Here is a 24,578-nt window from a genome sequence, read left to right as displayed (position 1 = left end):
TTGCACATTCGTTAACTGTGCCAGAAATCCTGAAGGAAAAAATTCTCGGCACAAGTACTTAAATAAATTGGAAAATGGATTATATATTTAATATACAACGGTTTGGCTTATTGCTCAATCGGGAATTCAGAATAAATGCCAAATTTATTGGTATCGTAACAGGGGCCATTGTGGGGCTGCTATGTTTTATACTTTTTGTGGCCATTGCAAATGTTTATGGAGATGGCATGTCGGTGTTCAATATTCATACGAATATTTATCTGGCAATTTTAATTCCGGGAGGAATTTTGCTCACCAGCATTTCCTTTAGTGATTTGCATAACAACCTTAAGCGCCTTAATTATCTTTTGCTTCCATCTTCTTCTTTTGAGAAGTTCTTCAGTATGCTATTGATTACTACGGTGGGGTGGGTGCTTGGATTCACTATTGTTTATGCGATTGTTTCGGAAATTGCCAATGGCATCGGAGCCTACTATACCGGAAACAGATTAGAATTTGAGTCTTTTAATCCTTTTAGCGAAATGGCTTGGGATGGAATTAAGGCTTACATTTCTGTACAGGCCTTGTTTTTGGCTGGGGCTGCCTATTTTAAAAATTACGCTTTTTTCAGGACCCTATTCACCCTAGTTGTTTTTGGAGCTTTACTGGCGTTAGGAGGTTATTTAATTTTTGCAGACCTGATTCATGGTGAAAATCAGCCATCTGGCCCTAGTAAGGAATTTAAAGATTTTACAGAATATACACTTGTCCCAATAGTGGAAAATTTTTTCGATTGGGCCATGGCTCCTGTTTTCTGGGTAATCGCATTTTTCTCACTTAAAGAAAAGGAGGTTTAATTATGGAATTTAAAGATAAACAAGCCATTTATCTTCAGATCGCAGATGTGTTTTGCGAAAAAATATTGATGAATAAGTGGGGTAAGGAGGAGAGAATTCCTTCGGTGAGGGAAACTGCCGTAGAAATAGAGGTAAATCCCAATACCGTAATGAGGGCCTACAATTATCTGCAGGAGCAGGGGATTATATTCAATAAAAGAGGAATCGGATATTTTGTGGCCGAAGATGGTCTTGAAAAAACCCAAGAACTTAAGAAAAAGGTTTTTATCGATCAGCAGGTCCCTACCTTTTTTAAATCAATGAAAATGCTGGATTTGGGAATGGAAGATATTAAAGAAATGTATAATAATTTCTGGAAAAACGGGCATTCACCATCAATGAATTAATAATTCTGATAACCTTCAGCGGAGATTTTATAAAGAATTTCCACTGAACAAATTATAAAAAAATGAAGATCACAAATAAAATCATCATCGGTTTAGCCAGCTTAATTGCAGTTTGTGTATTTACTTTCCTTATTTCTTTAAGAATGAATATGCAATCGGCTACTGCAGCTGAACCTGCAAAATTCAATAAGATAAGTGTTCCAGCTTTTCATTCTATCCAAATAGAAAGGGATTGGAATGTGGAAATCGTAAATGGTGAATCAATAGACGTAAGCTTAGGAGAATTTATTGAAGATGAAAAAGGAAATGGAAGCGTAGTTGTGGAAAATGGAGTTTTAATTTTTAAAACTAGTGAGGATAAAGATAGCAGATACAGATTTCCGGGAAAGGTAACTGTCAAAAATCTAAAAAGCATAAAAGTTAAAAATGCTTTTGTGAATATGAAAGGATTATCTATTGATAGCCTGATGCTAGATGTAGATGATGCAAATTCCCATTTTTCAAATTGTAATTTTTCTACTATTGTCATGAAAAATAAAAATGGCAGAATCAATTGTAATGATACAAAAATTGAAGTAGCTGAAGTCTATTTTGAGGAGGGAGGGCAAAGTCATTTTTCTGCCAAAAAAATTATTGGTGAAGTGAATGGGAATTCCTCATTAGGATTGTTTGGAGCTGTGGATAGTTTGGGAGTTAAATTTGGGGAAAGTGCAAAAATGTACAAACACTAATGTGAAGGTATCAAACTTGAATTTGTTTTTATAAACCAAAAACTTTGGCGGATACTTTGCCAAGGTTTTTTTTATGCCTTTGGTTTAGTAATGATAAAATAATAACATCCGTTTTCTACTTGTTCTTTTTGCTCAATACGTCTTTGTTTTTTCGTTGCGTAACGCTGCTATGCGCCTCAAAAACGCATCGTCTTGACCAAAAATAACTGCGCATAAAATCGGATTTAATTTTTTCAACATTACTTAGGTTTTTTATAAATAGGTACGGTGCTACATGGTTCCCCAAACATAATTGATTTTACTATCGGCCTGAGCTTTCGGGTCAATTCTACATAGGCAGAAACGGGTACTGGCAAATCACTGCAGCCTTTTACCACCACCATTCTGTCTTTTAATTCTTCGGTATTTATTTTTGAAATGGCTTCTCTAAACAAAGCAGATTCGAGCTCCTCCAGGCTTCCAAAAGTAACCATATTGGCATGGGGCTGAAGTTTGGAGGCAATTAACATAAATGCCCAGGTAGGTACAATCGCATCGGCAGTGCAAACAATAGCTACATTTTTATCTTTGTATTGAGACCAGTCATTTTCCTTTACAAATGCACGGAAATCCTTTTCCCTTAAAATTAATTCCTGAAACAGATTTTGCTTGAGATCATAAACTACCCGTTCACCGGGATGGTAATATTCCTCCAGGTCGATAGAAATTAATGGGCTGTTGGCTACTCTGTTAATGATTTGTTCTTCCATGGTGTATAATTCAGTGTGCTTGTTTCAACAAAAGTAAAGCTTTCAAAGTTTAGTTTTTTGGCTTTCAATCAAACTTTTCCGGAATGAAATTAATTATGTGACTAAAAACCTCAAAAATTGAATCTGAGAAGCCCGGATTTACCTGTAATGCATCATATTACCTTTAAAGATTTTCCATTTAAAAAAAGAGGTTCACTTTAAATAGAATTTTTTTGCTAAAATTGTTTAGCGGAATGATTACAATTGCAATGAAGTTGTCAAAAGGTTAAAATCTATAAAATGAAAAGGAAGTGCTTTGCATGCATGTGGCAAGTGTGGAATTTTCTCGATTAAAACCTTCATTGGATCCTAAAAAATAAAATTAAACAATGAATCCTTTATTAAATAAATTCGAAACACCATTTGAAACAGCACCTTTCCACCTTATTAAAGAAGAGCATTTCCTGCCTGCCATTAAAGAGGCTATTGCCCAGGGAAAATCGGAGATAGAAGCCATTAAAAATAATCCGGAGGCTCCGGACTTTGGCAATACAATAGAAGCTTTGGAACGAAGTGGAGCTCTGGCCAATAAAATCTCAACCATCTTTTTTAACCTGAATTCTGCAGAGACTAATGACGAAATTCAGAAACTGGCCAGAGAAATCAGCCCATTACTTACCGAATATGGCAATGATATTTTGCTGGATCAGGAACTTTTCGAAAAAATAAAGATTGTTTACCAAAGTAAAAACACATACGATCTTACCCCTGAAGCGGCCACCCTTTTAGACAAAACCTACAAAAGTTTTGTAAGGAATGGTGCAAACCTAAGTGCTGAAGATAAAGAAAAACTGAGGGAAATTGACAAGCGAAAGGCGGAGTTGTCATTGGAATTTGGGGAGCATTTACTCAAGGAAACGAATGCTTACAAAATGGTAATTTCCGATGAAAACGAACTGGAAGGGTTACCAGATTACATCAAGGAAGCCGCAGCAATGACAGCCAAAGAAAAAGGAGAGGAAGGCAAGTGGGTTTTTACCCTTGATTATCCTAGCTATGTGCCCTTTATGACTTATGCAAAAAACAGGGCAAGAAGGGAAGAACTTTTCAGGGTGTTTTCTACAAGAGGATTTAAAAATGATGAAAACGATAATCGGGAAATTGTAAAGGAAATTGCCAATTTAAGATTTAAGCGAGCCAACTTGTTAGGCTATAAAACTCATGCGGATTTTGTGCTGGAAGAAAGAATGGCAGAATCACCAGAGAAAGTTACTTCTTTCTTAACCGATATGCTGAATTATGCCAAGCCGGTTGCTTTTAAGGAAGTAGCAGAAGTAACTGAGTATGCCACTAAAACGGAAGGATTATCCGATTTGCAAAGGTGGGATTTTTCTTATTATTCTGAAAAGTTAAAAAAAGAACGGTTTGCAATCAATGATGAAATTCTTAAACCTTATTTCAAACTGGAAAATGTAATTGATGGGGTTTTTAAAGTGGCTAATAAGCTATTTGGATTGAGTTTTAAGGAAAACAAGGAGATTCCGGTTTACCACAAGGAAGTGACTGCTTATGAGGTGGAAAATAAAGCGGGAGAGCATGTAGCTGTTTTTTATGCCGATTTTTTCCCCAGAAAAGGGAAAAGGGCAGGAGCCTGGATGACTTCCTTCAGGGGACAAAAGAAACAGGAAGGGAAGGAGCAAAGACCCCATGTTTCCATAGTTTGTAATTTTACTAAACCAACTGAAACCAAGCCCTCCCTATTAACTTTTAATGAAGTCACCACCTTATTTCATGAATTTGGGCATGCCTTGCATGGTATGCTTGCCAATGGGACTTATGAAAGCCTGAGTGGAACCAGTGTTTACTGGGATTTTGTAGAGTTGCCATCACAGGTGTTGGAAAACTGGGCTTACGAAAAGGAATGTCTGGATATGTTTGCCAGCCATTACGAAACCGGAGAAAAAATTCCTGAAGAACTGATCCGGAAAATAAAAGAGAGTTCCAATTTTTTAGGTGGATATCAAACAGTAAGACAAATTAGCTTTGGTTTATTGGACATGGGTTGGCATTCAGGTGACCCCACTGGAATTACCGATGTGTATCAGTTTGAAACAGAAACCATAAAAGAAACTGAATTATTCCCAGAGGTAGAAGGAAGTCTTTCAAGTTGCGCATTTGCCCATATTTTCCAAGGCGGGTATTCATCTGGTTATTATAGTTATAAGTGGGCAGAGGTGCTGGATGCGGATGCATTTGATTTTTTTAAGGAAAAAGGAATTTTTGATGGAGAAACTGCATTATTATTTCAGAAGCATGTACTTTCGGCCGGAGGAAGTGAACACCCAATGGTATTGTACAAACGCTTTAGGGGTAAGGAACCTTCTATAAAACCATTGCTTAAAAGAACAGGCCTAATACCATCGGAAAATTAGCAAGAGGTTCCTGAGATACACAGGCTACTTTAAGGCAGTAGATGAGTGTGAGAGTTCAATAATAAGGAGGCTTAAAAACGATAGGAAAGCCGTTTTAAAACAGTTAATCCATGGAGAAAATAACTGTTACTCTCACACAAAAAAGAATCCTAATTAATCACATAACAATGACCAATTAATGTTCGCTTAATATTGTAGACAATAGAATTATTATAAGAAAAAATTATAATATTCTAATTTTATTTAAATAAAAAAACAATTCATGATTTTTTATTGTTAGGAATAACAAAGTACTATTTGAGAATTATTCTGTTAAAGGTATTGTAAATTAGTATAATAATTTTATTTTTGCCTTAATCTTATCATAATCATAACTTCGGTTTATATTTGATGATTTGAAATTAACAGATTCCCGAAATAACTATATTAAGGTTAGCATAGTTTATATTTAAAATCAAATCACTGAGACCTTTTTTGCATCTTGTCTAGCGTTTCTAACGCTTTTAAAGATTTTTGATGAAGATACTAAGGAACACAAAAACACCTATTTATATTTATTAATGCACTAACCAAATTGAGAGAAAAGTAAGGTTTCTTTTCTGTCAGAATACTAGCAAAACGTACAGTTTTATTAATTAATCAATCCAGGTCAAAAAAGTATGCTTTACAAAGTAAAATTAAAAAACGCAGATAAATACGTAGTGATCTCTGGAGAGGCTTATGAATTTATCGAACAGAATGAATACTACAAAACCATCGAATTTTTAAAAAACTTAAGACTTCATTCCAGTGGTTATGTATTTTATCAAAGGAATTATCCTTTTAAAGATGGTTACAAAAATGTAACTATTTACCTGCACAAGTTGATCGCTGAAAAGTTTGTTCCCAAGCCTGATGCCACAAAAAGACTTTTCGTGAGAATCAAAAATGGAAAACCTCTAGACTGCCGAATTGAAAATCTTGACTGGGCTACCATGTCCGAATTGAGAAGGAATCAGAAAAAACACAATAACAAAACCGGATACCGGGGTGTGGTAAAAGTGAGTAAAAATACTTACAGAGCAGTATTGTATACCAGTAATGAAAGATTTGATTTAGGATTATTTAAAAGTGCCGAAGAAGCTGCGGCTGCCTATAATAAAAAATCTGAAGAGTTATTTGGTAAGACTAAAAGTTTGAATAAACTCAATCAGGAAGATATTCTTGATTCCAATGTTGAAATTAAGGAAGTTGTTCATAAATAAAATCCCATTATTTTCCAGGTTGTGGAAGAGGCGAATTCTTCCCGGTCCGGCTAGAGGAACAACTTTTTAAATGGAAATTATAACTCCTTTAATTAATTTTTGAGGAGTTTTTTTATGCCCAAAAGTTTGTGTTTAAATGACTTTAATGATACAACTAAATCTTGGAATAGTTATATAGAAAGGCCTTTATTGCACTTATTTAAATAAGTTAACATTTGAAAATTTAAATTTTAGTGTATTCAGGTTACCTTAAGTAATGATTAACATAAAAGGTATTAAATATCCAATTTAATATCGTCATTACTTATTCGCATTTTTATTAACCCACTTTAGGTCATGAAACTATTAATACTAATTGCAACTTTTTTTCTGGGTGTTTGCCTCACTACTATCAATACCCTGGTGACCAGTATCGATCTTACCATGAGTTTGGTTTATTTAGCAAGTTCCATTGGATTTTACTATTTGTGTTTTCTGTTTATCATGCACATCAAAGATTATGAAAATTATGCTGATGGTTTTTTCCTGGGACTAATTTTGGCAGGAATTACTTTCCCAATCTGTTATTTTTCGTATTCTTTCGGCTTAGTTGAAAACAGACTGGTTTTTTTAAGTGTATCAGCTATAGTATACCTTTCCCTATTATTTGCCGGGAATAAAATCCTTGACAGGATGAATGCAACTGGTTGGTTCTCATTTTATGGATGAAATTAAAATCAGTAACTTATTTTTCACGCCTTGGTTTCAAACAGGAAATTGAGGCTTTTTTATTTTCCTTTTTAGAAGGAATTAATGAACCTTTTCTTTTTATAATTACTTTTACCAAAAATTAATATCCCCTTGTTTTTAATTTAGCATCACTAAATGGGGCATTGTTTTCCCTTTTCATATTCAAGGGAATTGTTATTTAATAATTTAATACATCAGGTCAACAGGATTATGAAATTTGGAACCAAAGCAGTACACGCTGGTGTAGAGCCAGATCCTACTACCGGAGCGATAATGACTCCAATATATCAGACAAGCACTTATGTGCAGGAAGCACCGGGAAAACATAAAGGTTATGAATATGCCCGTACCCAGAATCCAACCCGGGATGCCTTGCAAAACAGCCTTGCTGCATTGGAAAATGCAAAGTATGGTTTGTGTTTCGCTACAGGGATGGCGGCTACCGATACGATTATGAAAACCCTTTCTCCGGGGGATGAGGTGGTTGCTTCAAACGATTTATACGGTGGGACCTACAGACTTTTTACCACAGTTTATGCAAAATATGGCATAAAATTCCATTTTATTCCTATGGATAATTTGGAATCGATTCCTGCATATATCAATAGTAATACAAAACTTATTTGGATTGAAACACCCTCAAATCCTTTAATGAATATTATAGATATAAAAGGGGTGGCGGGGATTGCCAAATCGAAAAATGTTTTGCTTGCCGTTGACAATACATTTGCTACACCGTATTTACAAAATCCTATTGATATGGGAGCTGATTTGGTGATGCATTCTGTAACCAAATACCTCGGGGGGCATTCCGATACCGTTATGGGAGCCATCCTTACCAACAATGAGGATTTATATGAAAGCTATAAGTATTTACAAAATTCTGCTGGAGCAACTCCCGGTCCACAAGATTGTTTTCTGGTTTTAAGAGGGATTAAAACCCTGCATTTAAGGATGAAACAGCATTGTGAAAATGGATTCGCAATAGCCAGATTTTTACATGAACATCCAAATGTGAGTAAGGTTTATTATCCTGGGCTGGAAAGTCATCCGGGGTTTGCAATCGCAAAAGCCCAAATGCGTGGTTTTGGAGGGATGGTTTCTTTTACTTTAAAAGATGATAATGTGGAAACAGCTCTGAAAACCCTGGAAAAATTTAAAGTATTTTCCCTTGCAGAGTCTCTTGGAGGAGTAGAGTCTTTGTGTGGGCATCCTGCTTCAATGACTCATGCCAGTATTCCAAGGGAGGAGCGAATGAAAGCCGGGTTGAGTGATTCACTCATCCGGTTAAGTGTGGGTATTGAAGATAGCGAAGATTTAATTGAGGATATTAAACAAGCAATAGCCGGTTAATGGATTTAATTAGTTATGTTGAAATGGGGAAGATGGAAATTACTTCCCCATTTTTTTATAAGGCTATCTTGGGATCACTTTCGTAGGCAGAGTCCAAGAGACAAAGCTGGTTAAGCATTTCCGCGAATAAACTATATAAGGATTTTAATTGCTCTATGTCCTTTATGGTATGGGTACTTTCAAAATATAAAAGGTGTGCTCCTTTTTGGATATACAGTTCTTTATTAAAAAAACCTTCGTCTTCCTTAATTTCAAAGTGAATATCAGGTTGCAGATCAATTAAATTCCTAATCATTTTGTTGGAAAGTAATTTTTTAACCTTTGCTTCATCGTTTCCCTGAATCAAATACTTCTTGTCAAATTCGCTCTCTCCAATTATGATATCCTGAGTACCAAATAATTTATTGATATTGGTAAAAATATCTTCCTTGGAAATTTTGAACCTGAAGCCGTCCTTATTGAGAAAAGGAGCTCTTATTCGGGTAATAGGGATGTTGCACTTTCCTGTGGATCGGTAAAAACTATCAAGAGTAATCGTCCATTCTTTAAATTGGACCTGGACTTTAGGGTTACTTCCTTCTGAAAACTCGGAGTTATCAAAATTGCCACTTAATTCAGATGCCAGTTGTTTCCAGATTTCTTCTTTCGATGGGCCAAATATTTTTTCTAACATTATCTTAGAGTATGATGGTCAAAGTTGGGATTTAATTTGAAAAAATAGAATTAATCGACTTCAAAAGGAGGGGCAGTTATTAAAAAAAAGAAAAGATTATCTTTTATTGAAACTGCTCCATAATTAGCAAGGAATTGTTCCTGATCTAAAAAGTGTTATTACTAATCATTCAAATACCCATAATATTTAATAAATTCAAACTTTCTGAAATAAACCAGGTGTCTAAAGTTTCAATCATTTGAATTTAAAATAAAATTTAGAAAAAAGCGATTAAAAGTCCCTGAATAATGTTAACAGGTATCTCAAGGGAATAAAAACAGAATATATGCAAAAAAACATTGCCAATAGAACAAAAGCACAGGAATCCAGAGCTGCCATTGAAAGACTTTATATTGTGATGCGTCACCTGTTTAACCGGGGACATTACAAGCCCTCCGGAATTTCAGGGCAGGAAATAATTGAAGCTCTACTTACCTTAAGTCCGGAGATTTATGGTTCAATGGCGGACCAGCATAAGGTGGAGTTGGAAGGATTGGTGTATGTAATTGATCGCTTACCAAAAGGGATTGAGCAATGCAGGTTTGTAAGACTAATTGCTGAAGAAGGATATGTGAATTCAGGCTTTGAGAGGATTATTCCTGCAAAAAGAAGGCGAAACTGTTACCGGATTGATAAGGAACAAATGTTGATTGAGGTTACGAGAGGAAGAAGTGAAATATATGATATTCTAACTCACCTTACTTTTCTATTTATCGAGGCCAATAAAATAATGCGCCATTCCCTGGATGAAAAGAATAAAATTACCCGTGAATGGGAGAAACTGGAGGAAATAGTAAAAGGAGATGTGGAGATTGATGAAAGCAATAAGGATATGGCTTTCACTTACCTCAGTACCATTTTAGGAAGAACTTTTGAAGAATCTAAAAGTGCCTACAAGCGATTGGAAGCGAATAAAAAGAGTAATAATGGGCTTTTTAAAGTAATTTATTATCTGGGTAAAATAGCCCATAATGAACACGGCAAAGGAAAGTTCAGGCAAATAAGTTTTACACCTACTCTTCGCGAACAGGTGGGTCATCATATTTATGGAGAAATTTGGGCTTCCAATATAAAAGAAAGGTTACTTCAGGAAAATTTAATTGAGCGGCCAATTCATATTATTAGTGCCAATATGCATAGTGTGATGAATTGTTTATATGCACCAGCTGTGCTAAAGGATGTATATAAGAAGAAGTCAATTGAAGAAATGGCACTTGAACTGAGCAAAGCCGAGCATCAGGGCCTACAGGAAAATGTGGTGAATTATGCCAATAAAAACGGGCTCCACTTCATTGAGGATAGTTCCGGGACAAATTTAAATGTACAAATAATCGATACTGGTCAACTTGACACCAACCTGCTTTCCAAAGAACTTACCATTGATAAGGAGTATATTCAATCAAAAAAGCCGGTCATCATTGTGATGGACTATGCTTTTGGGGAACAGGCTTTTGAAACAATGGATGAACTGCTGAAAACTTATGAAGTAGATGGCAAGGAAATTCCCTTAAAGGTTTGTTCGATTTCTATCATGGGTAAGGCTGGTATCCTTAAAGGAGTAAAGGGAGATATCATGATTCCCAATGCTCATATTTTTGAAGGTACGGCTGACAATTATCCTTTCAACAATGGGCAGTCTGGAGAGGATTATAAAGGAAAGGGGCTTGAAGTATTTACAGGACCCATGATCACAGTATTGGGGACATCATTACAGAATAAGGAAGTTTTAAAATACTTTAAAAATTCTTCCTGGGGGGCAATAGGATTAGAAATGGAGGGCGCTCACTACCAGAAAGCCATCCAGTCGGCTGCGCTCATCCGAAATAGTATTGACCACACTCATTTGGAAGTAAATTATGCCTATTACGCTTCGGATAATCCCTTAATTTCAGGGAGTACCTTAGCATCGGGCAGCCTGGGAATGGTTGGCGTAAAACCAACTTACCTGATTACCATTAATTTTTTGAACAAGATTTTAAAATAGAAATTGATGTCTTAAAATGCTCTGGGATCGGGAATTTCCTTAGCCAGGTAAGCCATAAATTTCCAGATTTCATTTACTTCGCTTTCAGGTAAAGTATAAGATTCATAACCAGGGTTGTTGGAAACTAAAAAGAATTTACCCTGATCAGGTTTGTGATACACTTTTTTTAGCACTATTCCATTTTCTGTAACTAATACACAGGTTTCCCCGGGTTTTAAATTGTTTAAATCCTGTTTGAAAATCCTTTCTCCTATAACCACACTCTGTGGCTGGAAATTGGGCAGCATGGAATCCCCTTCAATTTCAAAGGCTCTCATTGTTTTCCCCGAAGTGGAAATAAATGGCAAATGAAAAGTAGAAAGCTCTTTTAAATATTCAGGATCTCCATATTGGGTAACATATCCGGCAACGGCTTTTTCTGGAACAAATTCAATGTTTTCATTTCCTTCTTTATCAATTGTAATGGCTAAAACCTCCGGCCCTTTTTTCCCTGTCCAGCCTGCATTTTCCAGGTCAGCACTTAAAAGGTCATCTAAAGAAATTGAAAAAAACTCACTCATTTTCTTTAAAACTGTGGCTGAAGGTTCGTTGAGATTATTCTCATAAGAACTTAAGGTGGGCCTTTTTACTCCACAAAAAGTAGCGAGATCATCCTGGGTTACTTTTCTTTTCTTTCTCAGGAATTTCAGGTTTTTTGACAAATTCATAATTTTAATGTTAATTTTATTGACATTTAATTTTTCCTATCTTACATTTGCTACAAAACAAAACTAATAAATGTTTATATATTAAACAATTTAAAATTGTAATAATTCCTCTTTATTAAAGGAATTAGGAAAATTCAACCAGTATTTCACTTCAGAACAGGCTTCTATTTACTATTACCAATTATCCTTTAATTCCAGACTAATTTATTTGGAGGGATTTGCTTTTAATATCTTTTAGTTTGGCTCAGGATGATCCAATATTCTTTTGAACAATTAACTACAATCAAACTTTCGATTATTTCAGAGTCCGTATAGGTCAACTACTATTTTTTAATGACGAACTTAATTATCGCTGATTATGAAACCTGTGAAAATTACTCTGCCCGCCTTAAAACAAGGTGGCTTACAAATAAAATTTAATCTTGGACTCCATTCTTTTAATCGCCAATATTTTGAGCAGATTAAAATTTTTAGAATCAATTCGTGGGTGATGGTATTCGTGCTGATGATCATTTGCCTGATTTTTTATCAATTTAATAAGCAACAGGAGGAAGTTACCAGAGTTTATCAAATTGTTGAATATGAGGGAAATAAATATCTGGATCAGTATGGCAATGCCCATGAAATAGAGTTTCCTTTTGAAACTTTTAAGAAAATTGAAAATATAAAACAGACAGGCCAGCCAACTAACCCTGGTAGATTATTTCTGGAAAGGAAGAAAAGTATTTTTCAGAAGTATGTCAGGAAAACCGGACTGACTATTTCCGGTCTGAATAATCAGACTACTCTGGAAATGAATAAGGAGTTGAGCGATGCTTTTATTCAGGATATTTTGTTGCTTTTTGGAGAGGATGAGGAGGGGTTTGAGTTTTTTTCCAATACAGAGGATTTATTTAAAATTGAAACGGCCCTGATGGAACAAAAAAAGTATGGTATCCCCGCTTCAATTACACTTGCCCAGGCTGCGATAGCTACCAGTTTTGGGGAATCAATCCCTGGTAATAATTACTTCAAACTGGAAGGTGCAAATAAAAATGGCTTCACTGATTACAAAACAGTTTTTTTAAGTACCAGTGAAATTGAGCGGGAAAAAGACAAAATTATTTCCAAAAAGGTAAAACCCCTGAATGGAATGGATTTGTATGAATGCAAAGTGAAAGTTTATCTTGAAAGTTATCAGACACCATGGCAATCCTTTAGAGCACATTCAACATATTTAAGTGAAAACAGACAATTTAAAACCTTATTTGATGAGACGAAAGATTACAGGCGATGGGTGGAAAAATTAGGACCAAAAAAATTTGGTGGCCTGGGTTATCATGCTTCTCCCGAATATCCGAAAATGCTTAAAGAAGTTATCCAAAAATATCATCTCTATTTACTCGATCACTAACTCACAATTTCTTTAATTCTTATTCCAAATATCCGCCCTTTCCTGATTAGAAAGGGATACTCGTGTCCTACAATCCAAATTTTTAGGCTCAGTGGGCATTACCAACAAGATGTAGTTCAGCAATTTTTTAACACCTCAAAAACAATGAAAACAGAATTAAGGTTAAAACTACCTTTCAAATTGATTAAGCAACCTGCTCATGTGGGTATCAGGGGCCGGGCTGCCTATTTTGAATACAATGGTGGGAAAGATATTATCCTGATAGATAGTATATATATTGCCATATTCCTGGGGCTGATCCCATTTATGATTGTTTATTTCTCCAACAGGACGCAAAACATTAAAAATGTGTATACCCTGGTACAGCAAAGTGAACCTATAGACAAAAAATTACTTGAACAGAAACAGGAGAGTAAGGATTCTGACAAACTAGAGTTTCCGCTTGATTTTGAACTGGAAGATGAAAACTTACAGATTTTTCAGAATGCTTCCATGGATTCCTATCGAACAAAGTTTATTAAGAAGAGAGAAAAACTTATTTACGAATTCAAATATCACAATAATATCTGGAGGCTCGACCAGATGGATGAAACAGAACTTTTGGAAATTAATAAAAAAATAGCCAACCTATTTATTGATGAAGTATTAAATAATGTCAATCCAGAGCCACATGTTTATAAATTTTTTACAGATTCTACAGATTTGCATAAAGTAGAAACCGCATTGATGGAACAGGTGAAATTTAATGTCCCTGCCTCCATAAAACTAGCCCAGTCAGCTTTGGAAACTTCTTATGGCAGAAGGGTAATTAACAATAATTATTTTGGGATAAAGGATAAATCGAGATCTACTAATCTGATTACTACCACAGAGTATTATAACGATGCTGAATTAAAGAAAAACAAACATAAAGTAGTTTCTAAAACCCTGATTGATAAAAACGGGAAAAAGTTTTGGAAATGCACTGTGAAAGATCATTTTCAGGCTTATTCTACTCCCTGGCAGTCCTTTAGGGCACACTCTATTTACCTTTTTCAGAACAAACGATATGCTCCACTTTTTAGAGGAGGAAGAAAATATCAGGACTGGGCAGATAATATTGGTTCAACAAAATATGGAGGTGTTGGCTATGCTACTTCTCCAATTTATGGGAAAATATTGAAAGGAATTATCAAGCGTTATAACCTGGATTTACTGGATTTTTAAGTCCATACACTATTAAATCTTCTCAAGAAAAATTATAAGTGAAGAAGTTTAACCTTTTGTAGGCTGGACCTAAAAAAAATGGACAATTGAGCTGATCAATTGTCCATTTTTTTTTAAACCAAACTATTTTTATTATTTCCCTATCCCGAAGTTGTACTTGAAGATTAACCCTGCAGTATTTACCGGACTTTTCTCCGTTCCCATTTTAAAAATAGGCAACCGCAAAAATGGTTCGAATGAAACAGTGTTTTTACCAGCGGGTTTTTCTATTCCAAAGGCTAAAGTTGCGGTGGCAAACGGATCGAAATGGTTAAATGCGCCATATTCTCTCGTTTCTTCCACCTTTCTGATGGCTAACAGAGAATTTGGACTTATAACTTCAAACTTTTCACTTTTAAAATGATTTTTTTCTTTAAGATAGAAATAGCTTGAAAAACCACCCAAAAAATAAAACTGTGTTCTTGAATTTGGGCTAAGATTAAATTTTAAATTTATCGGAATCTCTACACTTGTCAGAGAGGCAGTATTGGTTACCAGTTCCACTACCTCCGTACCGTTAAGATTATCAAAGGCGAATTCATTTCTGCTGCCTTGTTCAAAAGCAGGCTGATTGGCTGCAAATTGGGATTGATCAGGAAAGGCTTTTGAGTTTAATGATTGTAAAACCAGGCCGGTAGCAAATTGAAATCTATTTTGAGTGGGTAAATTAACCAAAATCCCTAACCCGCCATTTAGCGCTTTGTAATTATCGGTTCGGGAATTATAATTCATGAATCCCATTCCTACCAGACTCAATGACCATTTTCGATGGAAAAAAGAAGCAAAATTAGCTTCTCCGGTTTGTAAATCTACCTTTTTACCTCTTAAGGATTTTCCATCATTTTCAATTGAAAGATTTAGATCTCTTTTCTGGAAGGAAATGGTAGAAAGGTAAAGCGCCTCCTCTTCCTGTAAATCAGTTGACATATTGGTTACTGATAATGCAGGATTCTGCTGAACAAATGAAGTCTGTTGTTTTGAAGGAAAACCCGGGGAGGATGGTTGAAAATCCTTCGGGTTATTCCATGTTTTTATAGTATTTGTGTGAAACAAAGCAATGGGTTGCTCAAGTTCTTCTTCCTTGTTTGGTTGTTGAACAGACTGATTACTAATGGTTTCAGAATTAGAGTTTTCTGAATTAATAATTTCTTCGTTTAGGTTTGGATTTTCAATGTTTTGGATAATTGAAGCCGTTGATGAGTCTGATTCAAATTCATTTGAAAAGTTTAAAAAATTTTCGATAGGTAAGCTAACAAACAGCAGTAGAAAAGTAGCACATGCCATAAATGCCCTTTGGGCTATGCCAGTTCCACTATTGGTTTTCACCTGTTTTAAATTTGACTGAAAAGCTTCCCAGCCTCCCGGTTCATAATCAGGCTCGAAAGCTTCTAACTCCTGCCTGAATTTATCGGCCAGGTGTTTATCGAATTGATCTTTCGAGTTCATTATTGTAAAGTTTTATTACCATTTCCCTTAATTTTTGCTTCGCCCGCGTCAGATTTGACCGGCTGGTTCCAATTGGAATTTTCAAAATATCACTTATCTCTTTATGTGAATACCCTTCAATCTCAAACAGGTTGAATACCAGTCTGTAAGATTCAGGAAGTTGATGAAGTAAATCCAACAATTCATTAACAGAAAGTCTGTCAATAATGTTGAAATCTAGTTCGAAGTCGGCTGCAGCCGTTAGTTCACACTGATTGAGATGTTTCTGTTTGCTTCTGAAATAGTCAATTGAGGTGTTGATTACTATTTTTCTTACCCAACCTTTAAAAGATTTGGATTTATCGTATAGCTGGAGTTTGGTAAAAATTTTAAGGAAACCTTCATTCAGAATTTCTTTGGCTTCCTCCTGATTAGATGAATAGCGTAATGCAATAGACATGACATAGCCATAGAAATGTTTATACAATTTCTCCTGTGCTACAGCATTCCCTTTTAGGCAGCCTTTAATTAGATCAATCTCTTTTGTTGAGAGTCTGTTATCCAAGGTTATCCAGGTCTGATAGTCAAATGAATCTAAATGATCAAGTGCCAGTGCATTCAATACTATACCAAATTTATAATTGTTTTCCCTAAAATTTTAGTTGATTATGGTTTTATTTTTATAACCCGTACGCTTTCTCTTCTAAAAACGCTGCATGAGTTGCCCGGATGCACATTTTGATCAATTTTGAAAGAAAAATTATTACCTTTGTATCGATAGAGAATTTGTGGGTTGGCTATGGTTTTTTGTTTTTTCTGGCCTAAATCCGATACAAAATTTTTAAATTATTATTATCTCCAGTACTTTTTTATGCCCGGTTTCTGGAAGATTATTTTCAATTTATTCTTTATTTGTAACCATCAAATAATAAAGTGGGGATTGATATGCCAAAATTATTGCTCAGGTGAAGGTATATTTGAGAGAATTAGCATAACTACCTAAACCAAAAAAGTATTTGGCAAAAGGTATATGCAAAAATTGACAGGTTATTATATTATTTGATCGAAACTGAACCCTTTTTATAAACACATATTTAGATAGACAATGGCATTAGTGGAAATGATTATGCCCAAAATGGGTGAAAGTGTGATGGAAGGTACCATCCTGAAGTGGCTTAAACAACCAGGTGATAAGATAGAAGAAGATGAGGCAGTTCTTGAAGTGGCTACCGATAAGGTGGATACAGAAGTCCCGGCTCCTTTTTCCGGAGTTTTACAGGAAATTCTGGCCAATGAAGGGGATGTGGTAGAAGTGGATAAGCCTATCGCAAGAATTTTAACCGAGTCGAAAACGAGTATTGAAGATGGACCAGTAGAGGAGGAAGAAAAATTGGTAATGGCAGAAGCTCCACAACCAGAAATGGAAATGGCAAATGGAGTGGGAAATTTCGATAAATCAGAGGCTTCAAGGTTTTATTCTCCATTGGTAATGAATATTGCCAAAAAGGAGAATATTACCATAAAAGAACTGGAACTTGTGCCCGGCACTGGAAATGGTGGTAGGGTTACCAAGAATGACATCCTTAATTATGTGTCTTCCAGACAAGGTGGAACTGTAGGTACTGAGAGAGAATTACAAAGTATTTCCACACAGACTCCAAATGAAAATAAAAACATTCAACCTGTTGTGGCTCAGGCCCCAACTGAAGCTCGAACCAAATCCCTCAATGGTCATGATGAAATCATTGAGATGGACAGGATGCGGAAAATGATAGCAGACCGAATGGTAGAGTCTAAAAGAATTGCTCCTCATGTCACTTCCTTTGTAGAAGCTGATCTCACTACTGTTTTTGACTGGAGATCAAGAGAAAAAAGGGCTTTCAGTGAAAGAGAAGGGTCAAATCTGACATTTACCCCTATTTTCATTCAGGCAATTGTAAAAGCCATTAAGGATTTCCCGATGATTAATATTTCTGTGAAGGAGGATAAAATCATAGTGAAGAAAGACATCAATATTGGAATGGCTGTGGCATTACCGAATGGGAATCTTATCGTGCCGGTAATCAAAAATGCGGATCATTATAATTTATCGGGTCTTGCTTTAAAAGTGAATGACCTTGCGGAAAGGGCCAGGTTGAATCAACTTAAGCCAGATGAGCTTACTGGAGGTACCTATACCATTTCCAATGTGGGTACTTTTGGTAATGTAATGGGAACACCTATTTTGGTTCAGCCGCAGGTGGGTATAATGGCTTTTGGAACGATAAAGAAAAAACCTGCTGTAATTGAAACTCCACAGGGTGATTTTATTGGAATCAGGAAAATGATGTTCCTTTCCCATTCTTACGACCATAGGGTTGTGGATGGCTCTTTGGGGGGAATGTTTGTAAGAAAAGTAGCTGATTACCTGGAACAATTTGATGATACCCAAAAAATATAGCCAATGTTTGGATTTTTTAAGCGGAATAAGAAGGAAAAGCCGAAAAGTGAACCTCAGTTAATAGATTTAAATAATAATGTATTGGAAGAAGGTGATATTGTGGAATCTCTTCGGTACGAACTAGGGAAGTGCAAAATCATAAAAATTGAGGGGAAGTTTTATTACGAATCATTGGAATCGGGAAAACAGGTAATTTGGGTAAAAATGATAGATGCTTCAAATGACCTGCAAAAGGTAAAAAAAGTGGGTTTGTAAGAAAGCAAAATTTTTTACCCATTTTAATCGACTGGAAATGGGCCGAAAGTTCAATCGTTAGGCTACTTTAATCAGTTTGCTAAAATATTGAGTAAAACTAATATACACCTAAATCAAATATCACTTTGAGTGAACGGTTAATGCATCACATCAAATTTGCTAAAATTTGGATGAATTAGTCGATTCAACTTATGGTCTTTCACTAAAACCCTAAAGATGATTTATGCCCTTCTCAAACTTATTGTAAAAATTGCATTAAGGATTTTCTTTAAGGAGATTTCCGTTAATAACAAACATTTTATGCCCCGGAAAGGACCTGTAATTGTTGTGGCCAATCATCCCAATACATTCATGGATCCTATGTTAATTGCCTCCATTCTTCCAAAGCAAGTCCATTTCTTGGCCAACGCCACTGTTTTTGGGAGATCTAAACTGCAGCACTGGATTTTTAATAAAGTCCTTCATATGATTCCCGTTTATAGAAAACAGGACGTAAAACCGGGGATAAAACCCGATAATAAAGCTGTATTTGCCAAATGTTTTGAGTTTTTGGCAAGCGAAGGAACACTTCTGATCTTTCCGGAAGGGACCAGTTATTTAGAACGAAAATTGAGGGAAATAAAAACTGGAACCGCCAGGATTGCTCTTGGTGCTGAAAAGGAGAATGATTTTAAGCTGGATTTAAAGATTCTAGGAATAGGCCTGAACTATTCGGATGGAAGAAGATTTAGAAGTAAGGTTACCCTGAATATTGATGAACCCATTGAACTTTCTAAATATAAAAATGAGTACCAGGGAGATGAATATTCCGCAGTAAAAAAATTAACAGAGGAAATCAGAGCACGACTTGAAAAACATTTGATCCTGACCAGAAATGAGGAAGAAGATAAATTGGTTTTGGCCATCGAAAAAATTTTCAAATCTACACTTTTGGAAGGAGCAGAGGTTTCAAAAAAGGAGCGGGATTTTGTGGTGAATAAAGAGGTAATTAAAGCAATTAACTATTTTGAAGAAAAAAATCCTGGCAGGCTGGAAACTATAAAACTGAATATTGAAAAATATTTCAATGATATAGAAAGGCTCAAACTGAATGATGAAGTATTTACAAAAAAGAACTTAAGCGGAAGTATTTTTTTAAAGGGGTTAAGTGCTTTATTTTATTTAATACTTGGCTTCCCAGTTTATGTATATGGGTTAATCAATAATTATTTGCCTTATATTATCCCATCTCAAGTAGCCGGCAAAATTACTAGAGATGTAGAATATCTGGCTCCCATCATGATGGTTACCGGGATATTTACATTTTCCCTGTTTTATTCTTTACAGATTTATTTTTTTTACCAGCTTTTCTCAGTGCTCTGGCTTACGGTTTTGTATGGGGTTAGTCTTCCCTTATCAGGATTTTTTGTAATGCATTATTGGAATTTTATGATGCATTCCGGTAAAAATTTAAGGCTGCTCACCCTGTTTAGAAAGCGAAAAGATATCATTTTCAATTTGGTAGCCCAGCGGAAAGCACTTTTTAATTTGATTAAGGAGACTAAAGAAGAATATTTGACTAATTCTCTTTAAGATATTTTAATTTTCTGAGATTATGCCAATTACCTAAAATCAAAAATGTTACTTATCAGATTCTTAGGATGTTCTCGTTGTAAGTTGGAAGTTAGATTGCAGATCTCCCAAAATGATAAAAAAAATATGGAATAATATTGAGAAAACAGGCCTGAGGCATAATTCTGATGCTCTTGAGGAACAGAATATTATCCTGGTTAATTCGATATCATTCTTAACAGCTACCTTCTGTTTTCTCCTGATCTTAATTTTATTTGTGAGTTTACCTGGCAGAGGATGGACAAACACCAGGTTGTTTTTATTGGGAGCAGGTGTTTTCTATTTTGGAAATATCATTTTTAATAGTCTTGGAAAATTTCAATTTTCCAAACTCATCATTTGCTGTGGAACCCCTTTATTTATTCTGTTTATATCCATATTTGATAAGCAGGTTCACCCTGAATTTGTTACGATAAAAGATTTTTTCTTTTATCGCTTTATGGCCCTTTGTACCACTATTTTTCCTTTACTGGTTTTCAGAACTAAAGATCTCCTAAAAATGATATTATGTTCCATCCCAGGATTTTTTGTGTTGGTATTTGGCGATCAGATTCATGAATGGCTTGGGGTGGGATTGGGGAGTTTTGGTTATCAGGATCCCAGTAAACTTGCCTTTGATATCATGGTGGGACTGGCTTTTTTAGCCCTTTTCGGATTTATTTTTAATCTTAAGAACCTAAATGAAAGGTATTACAAAAAAATAGACAACCAGAAGCTGGAACTGGAAAAACAAAACTTTGAAATCACTGCACAATCAGAAAAATTACGGGCCAATCACGACCACCTCATAAATGCCAAAAAGATAATAGAAGATCAGAACCAAAAACTGGAAATGGTTGTGGCTGAAAGGACAAAAAACTTATTAAATGCCAATGAACAATTAGTGATTCAAAAAAATGAACTGACTCAATTTTCATTTGCCATTTCCCATAACCTGAAATCACCGGTTACCAGTCTGAAAGGTTTGCTCAATTTATTTGAAGACAATGAATTATCCCCCGCCAATAAAGAAGTATATGATTACATGTACAAAACAGTAGATTCTATGATCGATCTTTTTAGTGATCTGAATGAAATTATTGATCTTAGAAATGAATTGTACCAAAAAACCTCACTGGAAAACCTGGATAAGGAGGTAGACTATATTACTGACTTGCTAAGAAAGGATATCATTTCTCAAAAGGTAAAAATAAACTTTACCCGGCATTGTGAGACTGAAATAGTAGTGAACAAACATAAGCTGAGGAGTATTTTACTTAACCTGATTTCCAATAGTATAAAATACAGGTCACCTGAAAGGACACCTGAGATTGATATAACAGTGAAAGAAAGTGATGGCTTTTTTAGGTGGACAGTCAGGGATAATGGGCTTGGGATGGATATGCAGGAGGTCGGAGAAAGGTTATTCCAGATTTTCCAGAGGTTTCATTCTCATGTGGAAGGAAAAGGCCTAGGCCTATACCTGATCAATTTGCAGGTGGAATCAATGGGAGGCGAAATTAAAGTAGAAAGTGAGCCCGGAGAGTTTACGCTTTTCAAATTTACCCACAAGAAAATCACTTAGTAAGTTAGGATTTGTACAGAAATAAATATCTTATAATTTGCCTCCCGGAGTGGAACTCAGGTACTTAAAGTTGAAAGAATAAAACCAGCTTTTGTATGCCTTTATTTTTGCCTTAGACGATACGTTTTAAAAAGCTTAACAGCGTTATCCCACGAATTTTTTTTTGAATCCTTTCTTAAAAAGAAAGCCAGGCTAATTTGGCAGGAGAGGAAAATTTCTTATCTTAACTCACTGAAAGTAACAAGTGTAAGAATTATTTTTTTACACATTTTTTAATTAGTTGAAGTCCATTTATTCCATATGAAATTCTGGGAAATGGTAGTTGAATGGGTTAATTCAATCCCCTGGCCAAAACCAAAGCAGAAATTCCTGGAAAAACTTTATAATGGCATTATTTTCCTCTGACCAAAACCTTAACAGATCATGACTATAATCCCAAGTTTAGTTCTCAAACAATTATATACCCGTGGAAGTCTCGAAAATACAGCTAACGGGCTTGAATTTTCTTTAAAGAACAGATTAACTGATGTAAAGATAATCAGTATTAACACCATAAAAGTAGCGGGAGAAGAAATTGATAAGTCGCTTATTTCCCTGGATTTGGGGAAGGGAAATGTGATGAAAATGGAAGATTTTGGGAAAGACGGACCAGTGGAGTTCCCTTTAAAATCAAAATTGCAGATTGTAATAGAAGGAAGAGAATTGAAGGAAGGGAAGTATAAAATTGAAGTAGATTTTAATACCAAATCGTATGGGAAGCTGCATTTAAAAGTGGAGGATTCCATTTCTGCGAGTGATGACCATATTGTGAAAATCCCAAGAGATAATGATGATGATTATTCTGAAAGGATAATAAAAGAAAGACAAAAGTTTGTGGAGGATTATTCCGGAGCAAAACTGGTCCATTCTTCTCAATATTCTATTGATCCGCATGAAACCGAAGGAAATTGCGAGAATTTTACAGGAATTTCCCAGGTCCCTTTAGGCTTTGCCGGGCCTATAAAAATAAATGGCGAATATGCAAAGGGAGAATTCCTGGTGCCACTGGCCACTTCGGAGGGCACTTTAGTGGCCTCTTATAATAGAGGAATAAAAGTATTGAATCTGTGTGGAGGTGCTTATGTGACTGTAGTGGGGGATGCCATGCAAAGGGCTCCTGTTTTTGTATTTGAGAATGCCCGTCAATCCAGGGAATTTGTGGGTTGGGTAAATGAAAATATGGACGAAATCAGGGATCATGCTGAAGCAACTTCCAGCATCGCTAAACTGCTTTATATCGATCCTTATCTTACCAATAAATTTGTATACCTCAGATTTAATTATTCCACAGGAGATGCTGCCGGACAAAATATGGTAGGCAGGGCAACTTTTGCGGCTTGTAGCTGGATTTTAGATCACTTTGAAGGGGGAATTACCAACTTCTATCTGGAATCTAATTTTGCCACTGATAAAAAGGCTTCTCAGATAAATATTATGCGTACAAGGGGGAAGCGGGTGATTGCAGAATGTACCCTGAAACGAGATGTACTCATTCAAAATATGAGGGTGGAGCCTGAACAACTGAATTACCATTCCGGAATTTCTACCATAGGGGCATTTCTATGTGGCGCCAATAATAATGGGGCACATTCACCCAATGCCATTACTGCAATGTTTATCGCTACCGGCCAGGATGTGGCCAATGTAGCAGAATCTTCAGCTGGGATTTTTTATAGTGAAATTACCAGTGAGGGAGATTTGTATATGTCTTTAACTATTCCGTCCTTAATTGTAGCAACTTTTGGTGGTGGAACCGGTCTGCCCACCCAGAAAGAATGTTTGGAAGTTTTGGGCTGTGTGGGTAGAAACAAGGTAAATAAACTGGCCGAAATTATTGCAGGTGTAGCACTTGCAGGGGAAATTTCCCTTGGTTCGGCTATTTCCTCCTCAGATTGGGTTTCCAGCCATGAACGATATGGCCGGAACCGCTAACCTAAACTATATTTTTTTCTAAATAAAATTTAAAACGGACTGAATAAAAACGGAAGGCTGCTCTGCATGCACCCAATGGCCGGCATTGGCAATGGTTTTGAGCTGATATTTGGGGAAAAGTGTTCCTATATCTTTTTCATCTTTTTCAAGGATATAATTGGACTTCTCTCCTTTTATAAACAAAACAGGACTCAAATATTGGCTTTCTGAGGTAATGGCTTCTCCTACATTCTCAATCTTTTCTGTGAGAACCGAAAGGTTGATCCGCCAGTCAAAACCTCCGGAACTGCTTCTGTAAAGGTTTTTTAATAAGAATTGCCTTACACCAATTTGAGGTTCGTGTTTCGCCAAAATTATTTCCGCATCCTTTCGGCTTTTTAGTTGATGGACAGGGATTTCGTTTAACCCTTCTAAAATTTTCTGATGATGGGGAGGGTAAAACCTGGGCGCAATATCTACTACAATACTTTTTATAGCAATTTCCGGGTATTTTAAAATAAATTTCATCACCACTTTTCCCCCCATGGAATGGCCCATAATTACAGGGTTGGAAATATGATGCTCCTCTATGAAATCCTTCAGATCATCTGCCATGAGGGAATAATTAAATTCTTCCGTATTTTCCGTTTGTCCATGGTTTCTTTGGTCAATCATATATACTTTAAAATGTTCTCCAAGGGCTTTGCCTATGGTCAGCCAGTTATCAGAAGAACCAAATAATCCGTGCAAAATAATGAGTGGTGAACCTTGTCCGACTTCTCTGTGAAAAAGTTGCATATTAGAGTTTAAAAGTAATGTTAGATTAAAAAGTAATAACAATAATAGCCTTTTG

At 35.8% G+C, this 24,578-nt stretch carries 21 protein-coding genes; 15 read left to right on the top strand and 6 right to left on the bottom strand.

The window, feature by feature from the left end:
* The first annotated feature begins 74 nt into the window (after positions 1-74).
* The 3 genes from A3EM_RS0115935 (at position 75) to A3EM_RS0115925 (ending at position 1,953) form a co-directional block, all read left to right on the top strand.
* A complete protein-coding gene (locus A3EM_RS0115935) occupies positions 75-836 on the top strand; it encodes a hypothetical protein (protein ID WP_026210333.1) in 762 nt (253 codons plus the stop codon).
* Between the two features lie 2 nt (positions 837-838).
* On the top strand, positions 839-1,222 hold the full coding sequence (locus tag A3EM_RS0115930; protein ID WP_020529225.1) for a GntR family transcriptional regulator: 384 nt from the start codon (positions 839-841) through the stop codon (positions 1,220-1,222).
* 62 nt (positions 1,223-1,284) lie between these two features.
* Positions 1,285-1,953, top strand: a complete 669-nt coding sequence (locus A3EM_RS0115925) for a hypothetical protein (RefSeq protein WP_020529224.1) — start codon at positions 1,285-1,287, stop codon at positions 1,951-1,953.
* A 239-nt stretch (positions 1,954-2,192) separates the two neighbouring features.
* Here the strand turns inward: A3EM_RS0115925 and A3EM_RS0115920 are convergent, their stop codons facing one another.
* Positions 2,193-2,702, bottom strand: a complete 510-nt coding sequence (locus A3EM_RS0115920) for a DUF2480 family protein (RefSeq protein WP_020529223.1) — start codon at positions 2,700-2,702, stop codon at positions 2,193-2,195.
* A gap of 368 nt (positions 2,703-3,070) precedes the next feature.
* Between A3EM_RS0115920 and A3EM_RS0115915 the strand changes: the two genes are divergently transcribed.
* From A3EM_RS0115915 to A3EM_RS0115895, 4 genes are all read left to right on the top strand, one after another.
* Complete coding sequence (locus A3EM_RS0115915) at positions 3,071-5,113, top strand: M3 family metallopeptidase (RefSeq protein WP_020529222.1); 2,043 nt, start codon at positions 3,071-3,073, stop codon at positions 5,111-5,113.
* Positions 5,114-5,772: 659 nt separating this feature from the next.
* Positions 5,773-6,357, top strand: coding sequence for a hypothetical protein (locus A3EM_RS0115910; protein ID WP_020529221.1), 585 nt, complete (start codon positions 5,773-5,775; stop codon positions 6,355-6,357).
* Between the two features lie 336 nt (positions 6,358-6,693).
* Positions 6,694-7,065, top strand: a complete 372-nt coding sequence (locus A3EM_RS0115905) for a hypothetical protein (RefSeq protein WP_020529220.1) — start codon at positions 6,694-6,696, stop codon at positions 7,063-7,065.
* Positions 7,066-7,296: 231 nt separating this feature from the next.
* Positions 7,297-8,439 (top strand): cystathionine gamma-synthase, encoded by a 1,143-nt coding sequence (locus tag A3EM_RS0115895; RefSeq protein ID WP_020529218.1) that lies wholly within the window; start codon positions 7,297-7,299, stop codon positions 8,437-8,439.
* A 55-nt stretch (positions 8,440-8,494) separates the two neighbouring features.
* On the opposite strand, the gene A3EM_RS0115890 is transcribed toward A3EM_RS0115895, so the two are convergent.
* Positions 8,495-9,112: a DUF3137 domain-containing protein gene (locus A3EM_RS0115890; RefSeq protein WP_020529217.1), complete on the bottom strand. Its 618-nt coding sequence runs from the start codon at positions 9,110-9,112 to the stop codon at positions 8,495-8,497.
* Between the two features lie 325 nt (positions 9,113-9,437).
* On the opposite strand from A3EM_RS0115890, the gene A3EM_RS0115885 reads away from it, so the two are divergent.
* Positions 9,438-11,135, top strand: a complete 1,698-nt coding sequence (locus tag A3EM_RS0115885) for a DUF6909 family protein (RefSeq protein ID WP_020529216.1) — start codon at positions 9,438-9,440, stop codon at positions 11,133-11,135.
* Positions 11,136-11,146: 11 nt separating this feature from the next.
* Here A3EM_RS0115885 and A3EM_RS42595 read toward each other — a convergent pair whose 3' ends face one another.
* The gene (locus A3EM_RS42595) at positions 11,147-11,842 is read right to left on the bottom strand and encodes an XRE family transcriptional regulator (RefSeq protein ID WP_020529215.1); all 696 of its coding nucleotides are present in this window, start codon (positions 11,840-11,842) and stop codon (positions 11,147-11,149) included.
* 358 nt (positions 11,843-12,200) lie between these two features.
* On the opposite strand from A3EM_RS42595, the gene A3EM_RS0115875 reads away from it, so the two are divergent.
* A complete protein-coding gene (locus A3EM_RS0115875; RefSeq protein WP_020529214.1) occupies positions 12,201-13,235 on the top strand; it encodes a glucosaminidase domain-containing protein in 1,035 nt (344 codons plus the stop codon).
* Positions 13,236-13,379: 144 nt separating this feature from the next.
* Positions 13,380-14,441: a glucosaminidase domain-containing protein gene (locus A3EM_RS0115870; protein WP_020529213.1), complete on the top strand. Its 1,062-nt coding sequence runs from the start codon at positions 13,380-13,382 to the stop codon at positions 14,439-14,441.
* Between the two features lie 132 nt (positions 14,442-14,573).
* Here the strand turns inward: A3EM_RS0115870 and A3EM_RS0115865 are convergent, their stop codons facing one another.
* Both A3EM_RS0115865 and A3EM_RS0115860 read right to left on the bottom strand, forming a co-directional pair.
* A complete protein-coding gene (locus A3EM_RS0115865; RefSeq protein ID WP_020529212.1) occupies positions 14,574-15,926 on the bottom strand; it encodes a hypothetical protein in 1,353 nt (450 codons plus the stop codon).
* The gene (locus tag A3EM_RS0115860) at positions 15,901-16,527 is read right to left on the bottom strand and encodes an RNA polymerase sigma factor (RefSeq protein ID WP_020529211.1); all 627 of its coding nucleotides are present in this window, start codon (positions 16,525-16,527) and stop codon (positions 15,901-15,903) included. Before A3EM_RS0115860 ends, A3EM_RS0115865 begins: the two co-directional genes overlap by 26 nt.
* A 483-nt stretch (positions 16,528-17,010) precedes the next feature.
* On the opposite strand from A3EM_RS0115860, the gene A3EM_RS0115855 reads away from it, so the two are divergent.
* The 5 genes from A3EM_RS0115855 (at position 17,011) to A3EM_RS0115830 (ending at position 23,746) form a co-directional block, all read left to right on the top strand.
* Complete coding sequence (locus tag A3EM_RS0115855) at positions 17,011-18,345, top strand: dihydrolipoamide acetyltransferase family protein (RefSeq protein WP_020529210.1); 1,335 nt, start codon at positions 17,011-17,013, stop codon at positions 18,343-18,345.
* A gap of 3 nt (positions 18,346-18,348) precedes the next feature.
* Entirely contained in the window at positions 18,349-18,600 is a 252-nt protein-coding gene (locus A3EM_RS0115850; protein WP_020529209.1) for a hypothetical protein, read from the top strand.
* A 216-nt stretch (positions 18,601-18,816) separates the two neighbouring features.
* Positions 18,817-20,172: a lysophospholipid acyltransferase family protein gene (locus A3EM_RS0115845; protein ID WP_020529208.1), complete on the top strand. Its 1,356-nt coding sequence runs from the start codon at positions 18,817-18,819 to the stop codon at positions 20,170-20,172.
* Between the two features lie 112 nt (positions 20,173-20,284).
* Positions 20,285-21,775, top strand: a complete 1,491-nt coding sequence (locus A3EM_RS0115840) for a sensor histidine kinase (protein WP_020529207.1) — start codon at positions 20,285-20,287, stop codon at positions 21,773-21,775.
* 423 nt (positions 21,776-22,198) lie between these two features.
* Entirely contained in the window at positions 22,199-23,746 is a 1,548-nt protein-coding gene (locus A3EM_RS0115830; protein ID WP_020529205.1) for a hydroxymethylglutaryl-CoA reductase, read from the top strand.
* Between the two features lie 18 nt (positions 23,747-23,764).
* Here A3EM_RS0115830 and A3EM_RS0115825 read toward each other — a convergent pair whose 3' ends face one another.
* Positions 23,765-24,523: an alpha/beta fold hydrolase gene (locus A3EM_RS0115825; protein WP_020529204.1), complete on the bottom strand. Its 759-nt coding sequence runs from the start codon at positions 24,521-24,523 to the stop codon at positions 23,765-23,767.
* Positions 24,524-24,578 lie beyond the last annotated feature (55 nt).

This window comes from Flexithrix dorotheae DSM 6795, from assembly GCF_000379765.1.
Classification (GTDB): Bacteria; Bacteroidota; Bacteroidia; order Cytophagales; family Flammeovirgaceae; genus Flexithrix; species Flexithrix dorotheae.
The sequence above is the reverse complement of the archived record's forward strand: the minus strand, read 5'-3'. Positions and strand labels throughout refer to the sequence as shown.

Coding starts and splice junctions, on each gene's coding strand:
- A3EM_RS0115935 (WP_026210333.1), top strand. CDS start 75: ATGGATTATATATTTAATATACAACGGTTTGGCTTATTGCTCAATCGG.
- A3EM_RS0115930 (WP_020529225.1), top strand. CDS start 839: ATGGAATTTAAAGATAAACAAGCCATTTATCTTCAGATCGCAGATGTG.
- A3EM_RS0115925 (WP_020529224.1), top strand. CDS start 1,285: ATGAAGATCACAAATAAAATCATCATCGGTTTAGCCAGCTTAATTGCA.
- A3EM_RS0115920 (WP_020529223.1), bottom strand. CDS start 2,702: ATGGAAGAACAAATCATTAACAGAGTAGCCAACAGCCCATTAATTTCT.
- A3EM_RS0115915 (WP_020529222.1), top strand. CDS start 3,071: ATGAATCCTTTATTAAATAAATTCGAAACACCATTTGAAACAGCACCT.
- A3EM_RS0115910 (WP_020529221.1), top strand. CDS start 5,773: ATGCTTTACAAAGTAAAATTAAAAAACGCAGATAAATACGTAGTGATC.
- A3EM_RS0115905 (WP_020529220.1), top strand. CDS start 6,694: ATGAAACTATTAATACTAATTGCAACTTTTTTTCTGGGTGTTTGCCTC.
- A3EM_RS0115895 (WP_020529218.1), top strand. CDS start 7,297: ATGAAATTTGGAACCAAAGCAGTACACGCTGGTGTAGAGCCAGATCCT.
- A3EM_RS0115890 (WP_020529217.1), bottom strand. CDS start 9,112: ATGTTAGAAAAAATATTTGGCCCATCGAAAGAAGAAATCTGGAAACAA.
- A3EM_RS0115885 (WP_020529216.1), top strand. CDS start 9,438: ATGCAAAAAAACATTGCCAATAGAACAAAAGCACAGGAATCCAGAGCT.
- A3EM_RS42595 (WP_020529215.1), bottom strand. CDS start 11,842: ATGAATTTGTCAAAAAACCTGAAATTCCTGAGAAAGAAAAGAAAAGTA.
- A3EM_RS0115875 (WP_020529214.1), top strand. CDS start 12,201: ATGAAACCTGTGAAAATTACTCTGCCCGCCTTAAAACAAGGTGGCTTA.
- A3EM_RS0115870 (WP_020529213.1), top strand. CDS start 13,380: ATGAAAACAGAATTAAGGTTAAAACTACCTTTCAAATTGATTAAGCAA.
- A3EM_RS0115865 (WP_020529212.1), bottom strand. CDS start 15,926: ATGAACTCGAAAGATCAATTCGATAAACACCTGGCCGATAAATTCAGG.
- A3EM_RS0115855 (WP_020529210.1), top strand. CDS start 17,011: ATGGCATTAGTGGAAATGATTATGCCCAAAATGGGTGAAAGTGTGATG.
- A3EM_RS0115850 (WP_020529209.1), top strand. CDS start 18,349: ATGTTTGGATTTTTTAAGCGGAATAAGAAGGAAAAGCCGAAAAGTGAA.
- A3EM_RS0115845 (WP_020529208.1), top strand. CDS start 18,817: ATGATTTATGCCCTTCTCAAACTTATTGTAAAAATTGCATTAAGGATT.
- A3EM_RS0115840 (WP_020529207.1), top strand. CDS start 20,285: ATGATAAAAAAAATATGGAATAATATTGAGAAAACAGGCCTGAGGCAT.
- A3EM_RS0115830 (WP_020529205.1), top strand. CDS start 22,199: ATGACTATAATCCCAAGTTTAGTTCTCAAACAATTATATACCCGTGGA.
- A3EM_RS0115825 (WP_020529204.1), bottom strand. CDS start 24,523: ATGCAACTTTTTCACAGAGAAGTCGGACAAGGTTCACCACTCATTATT.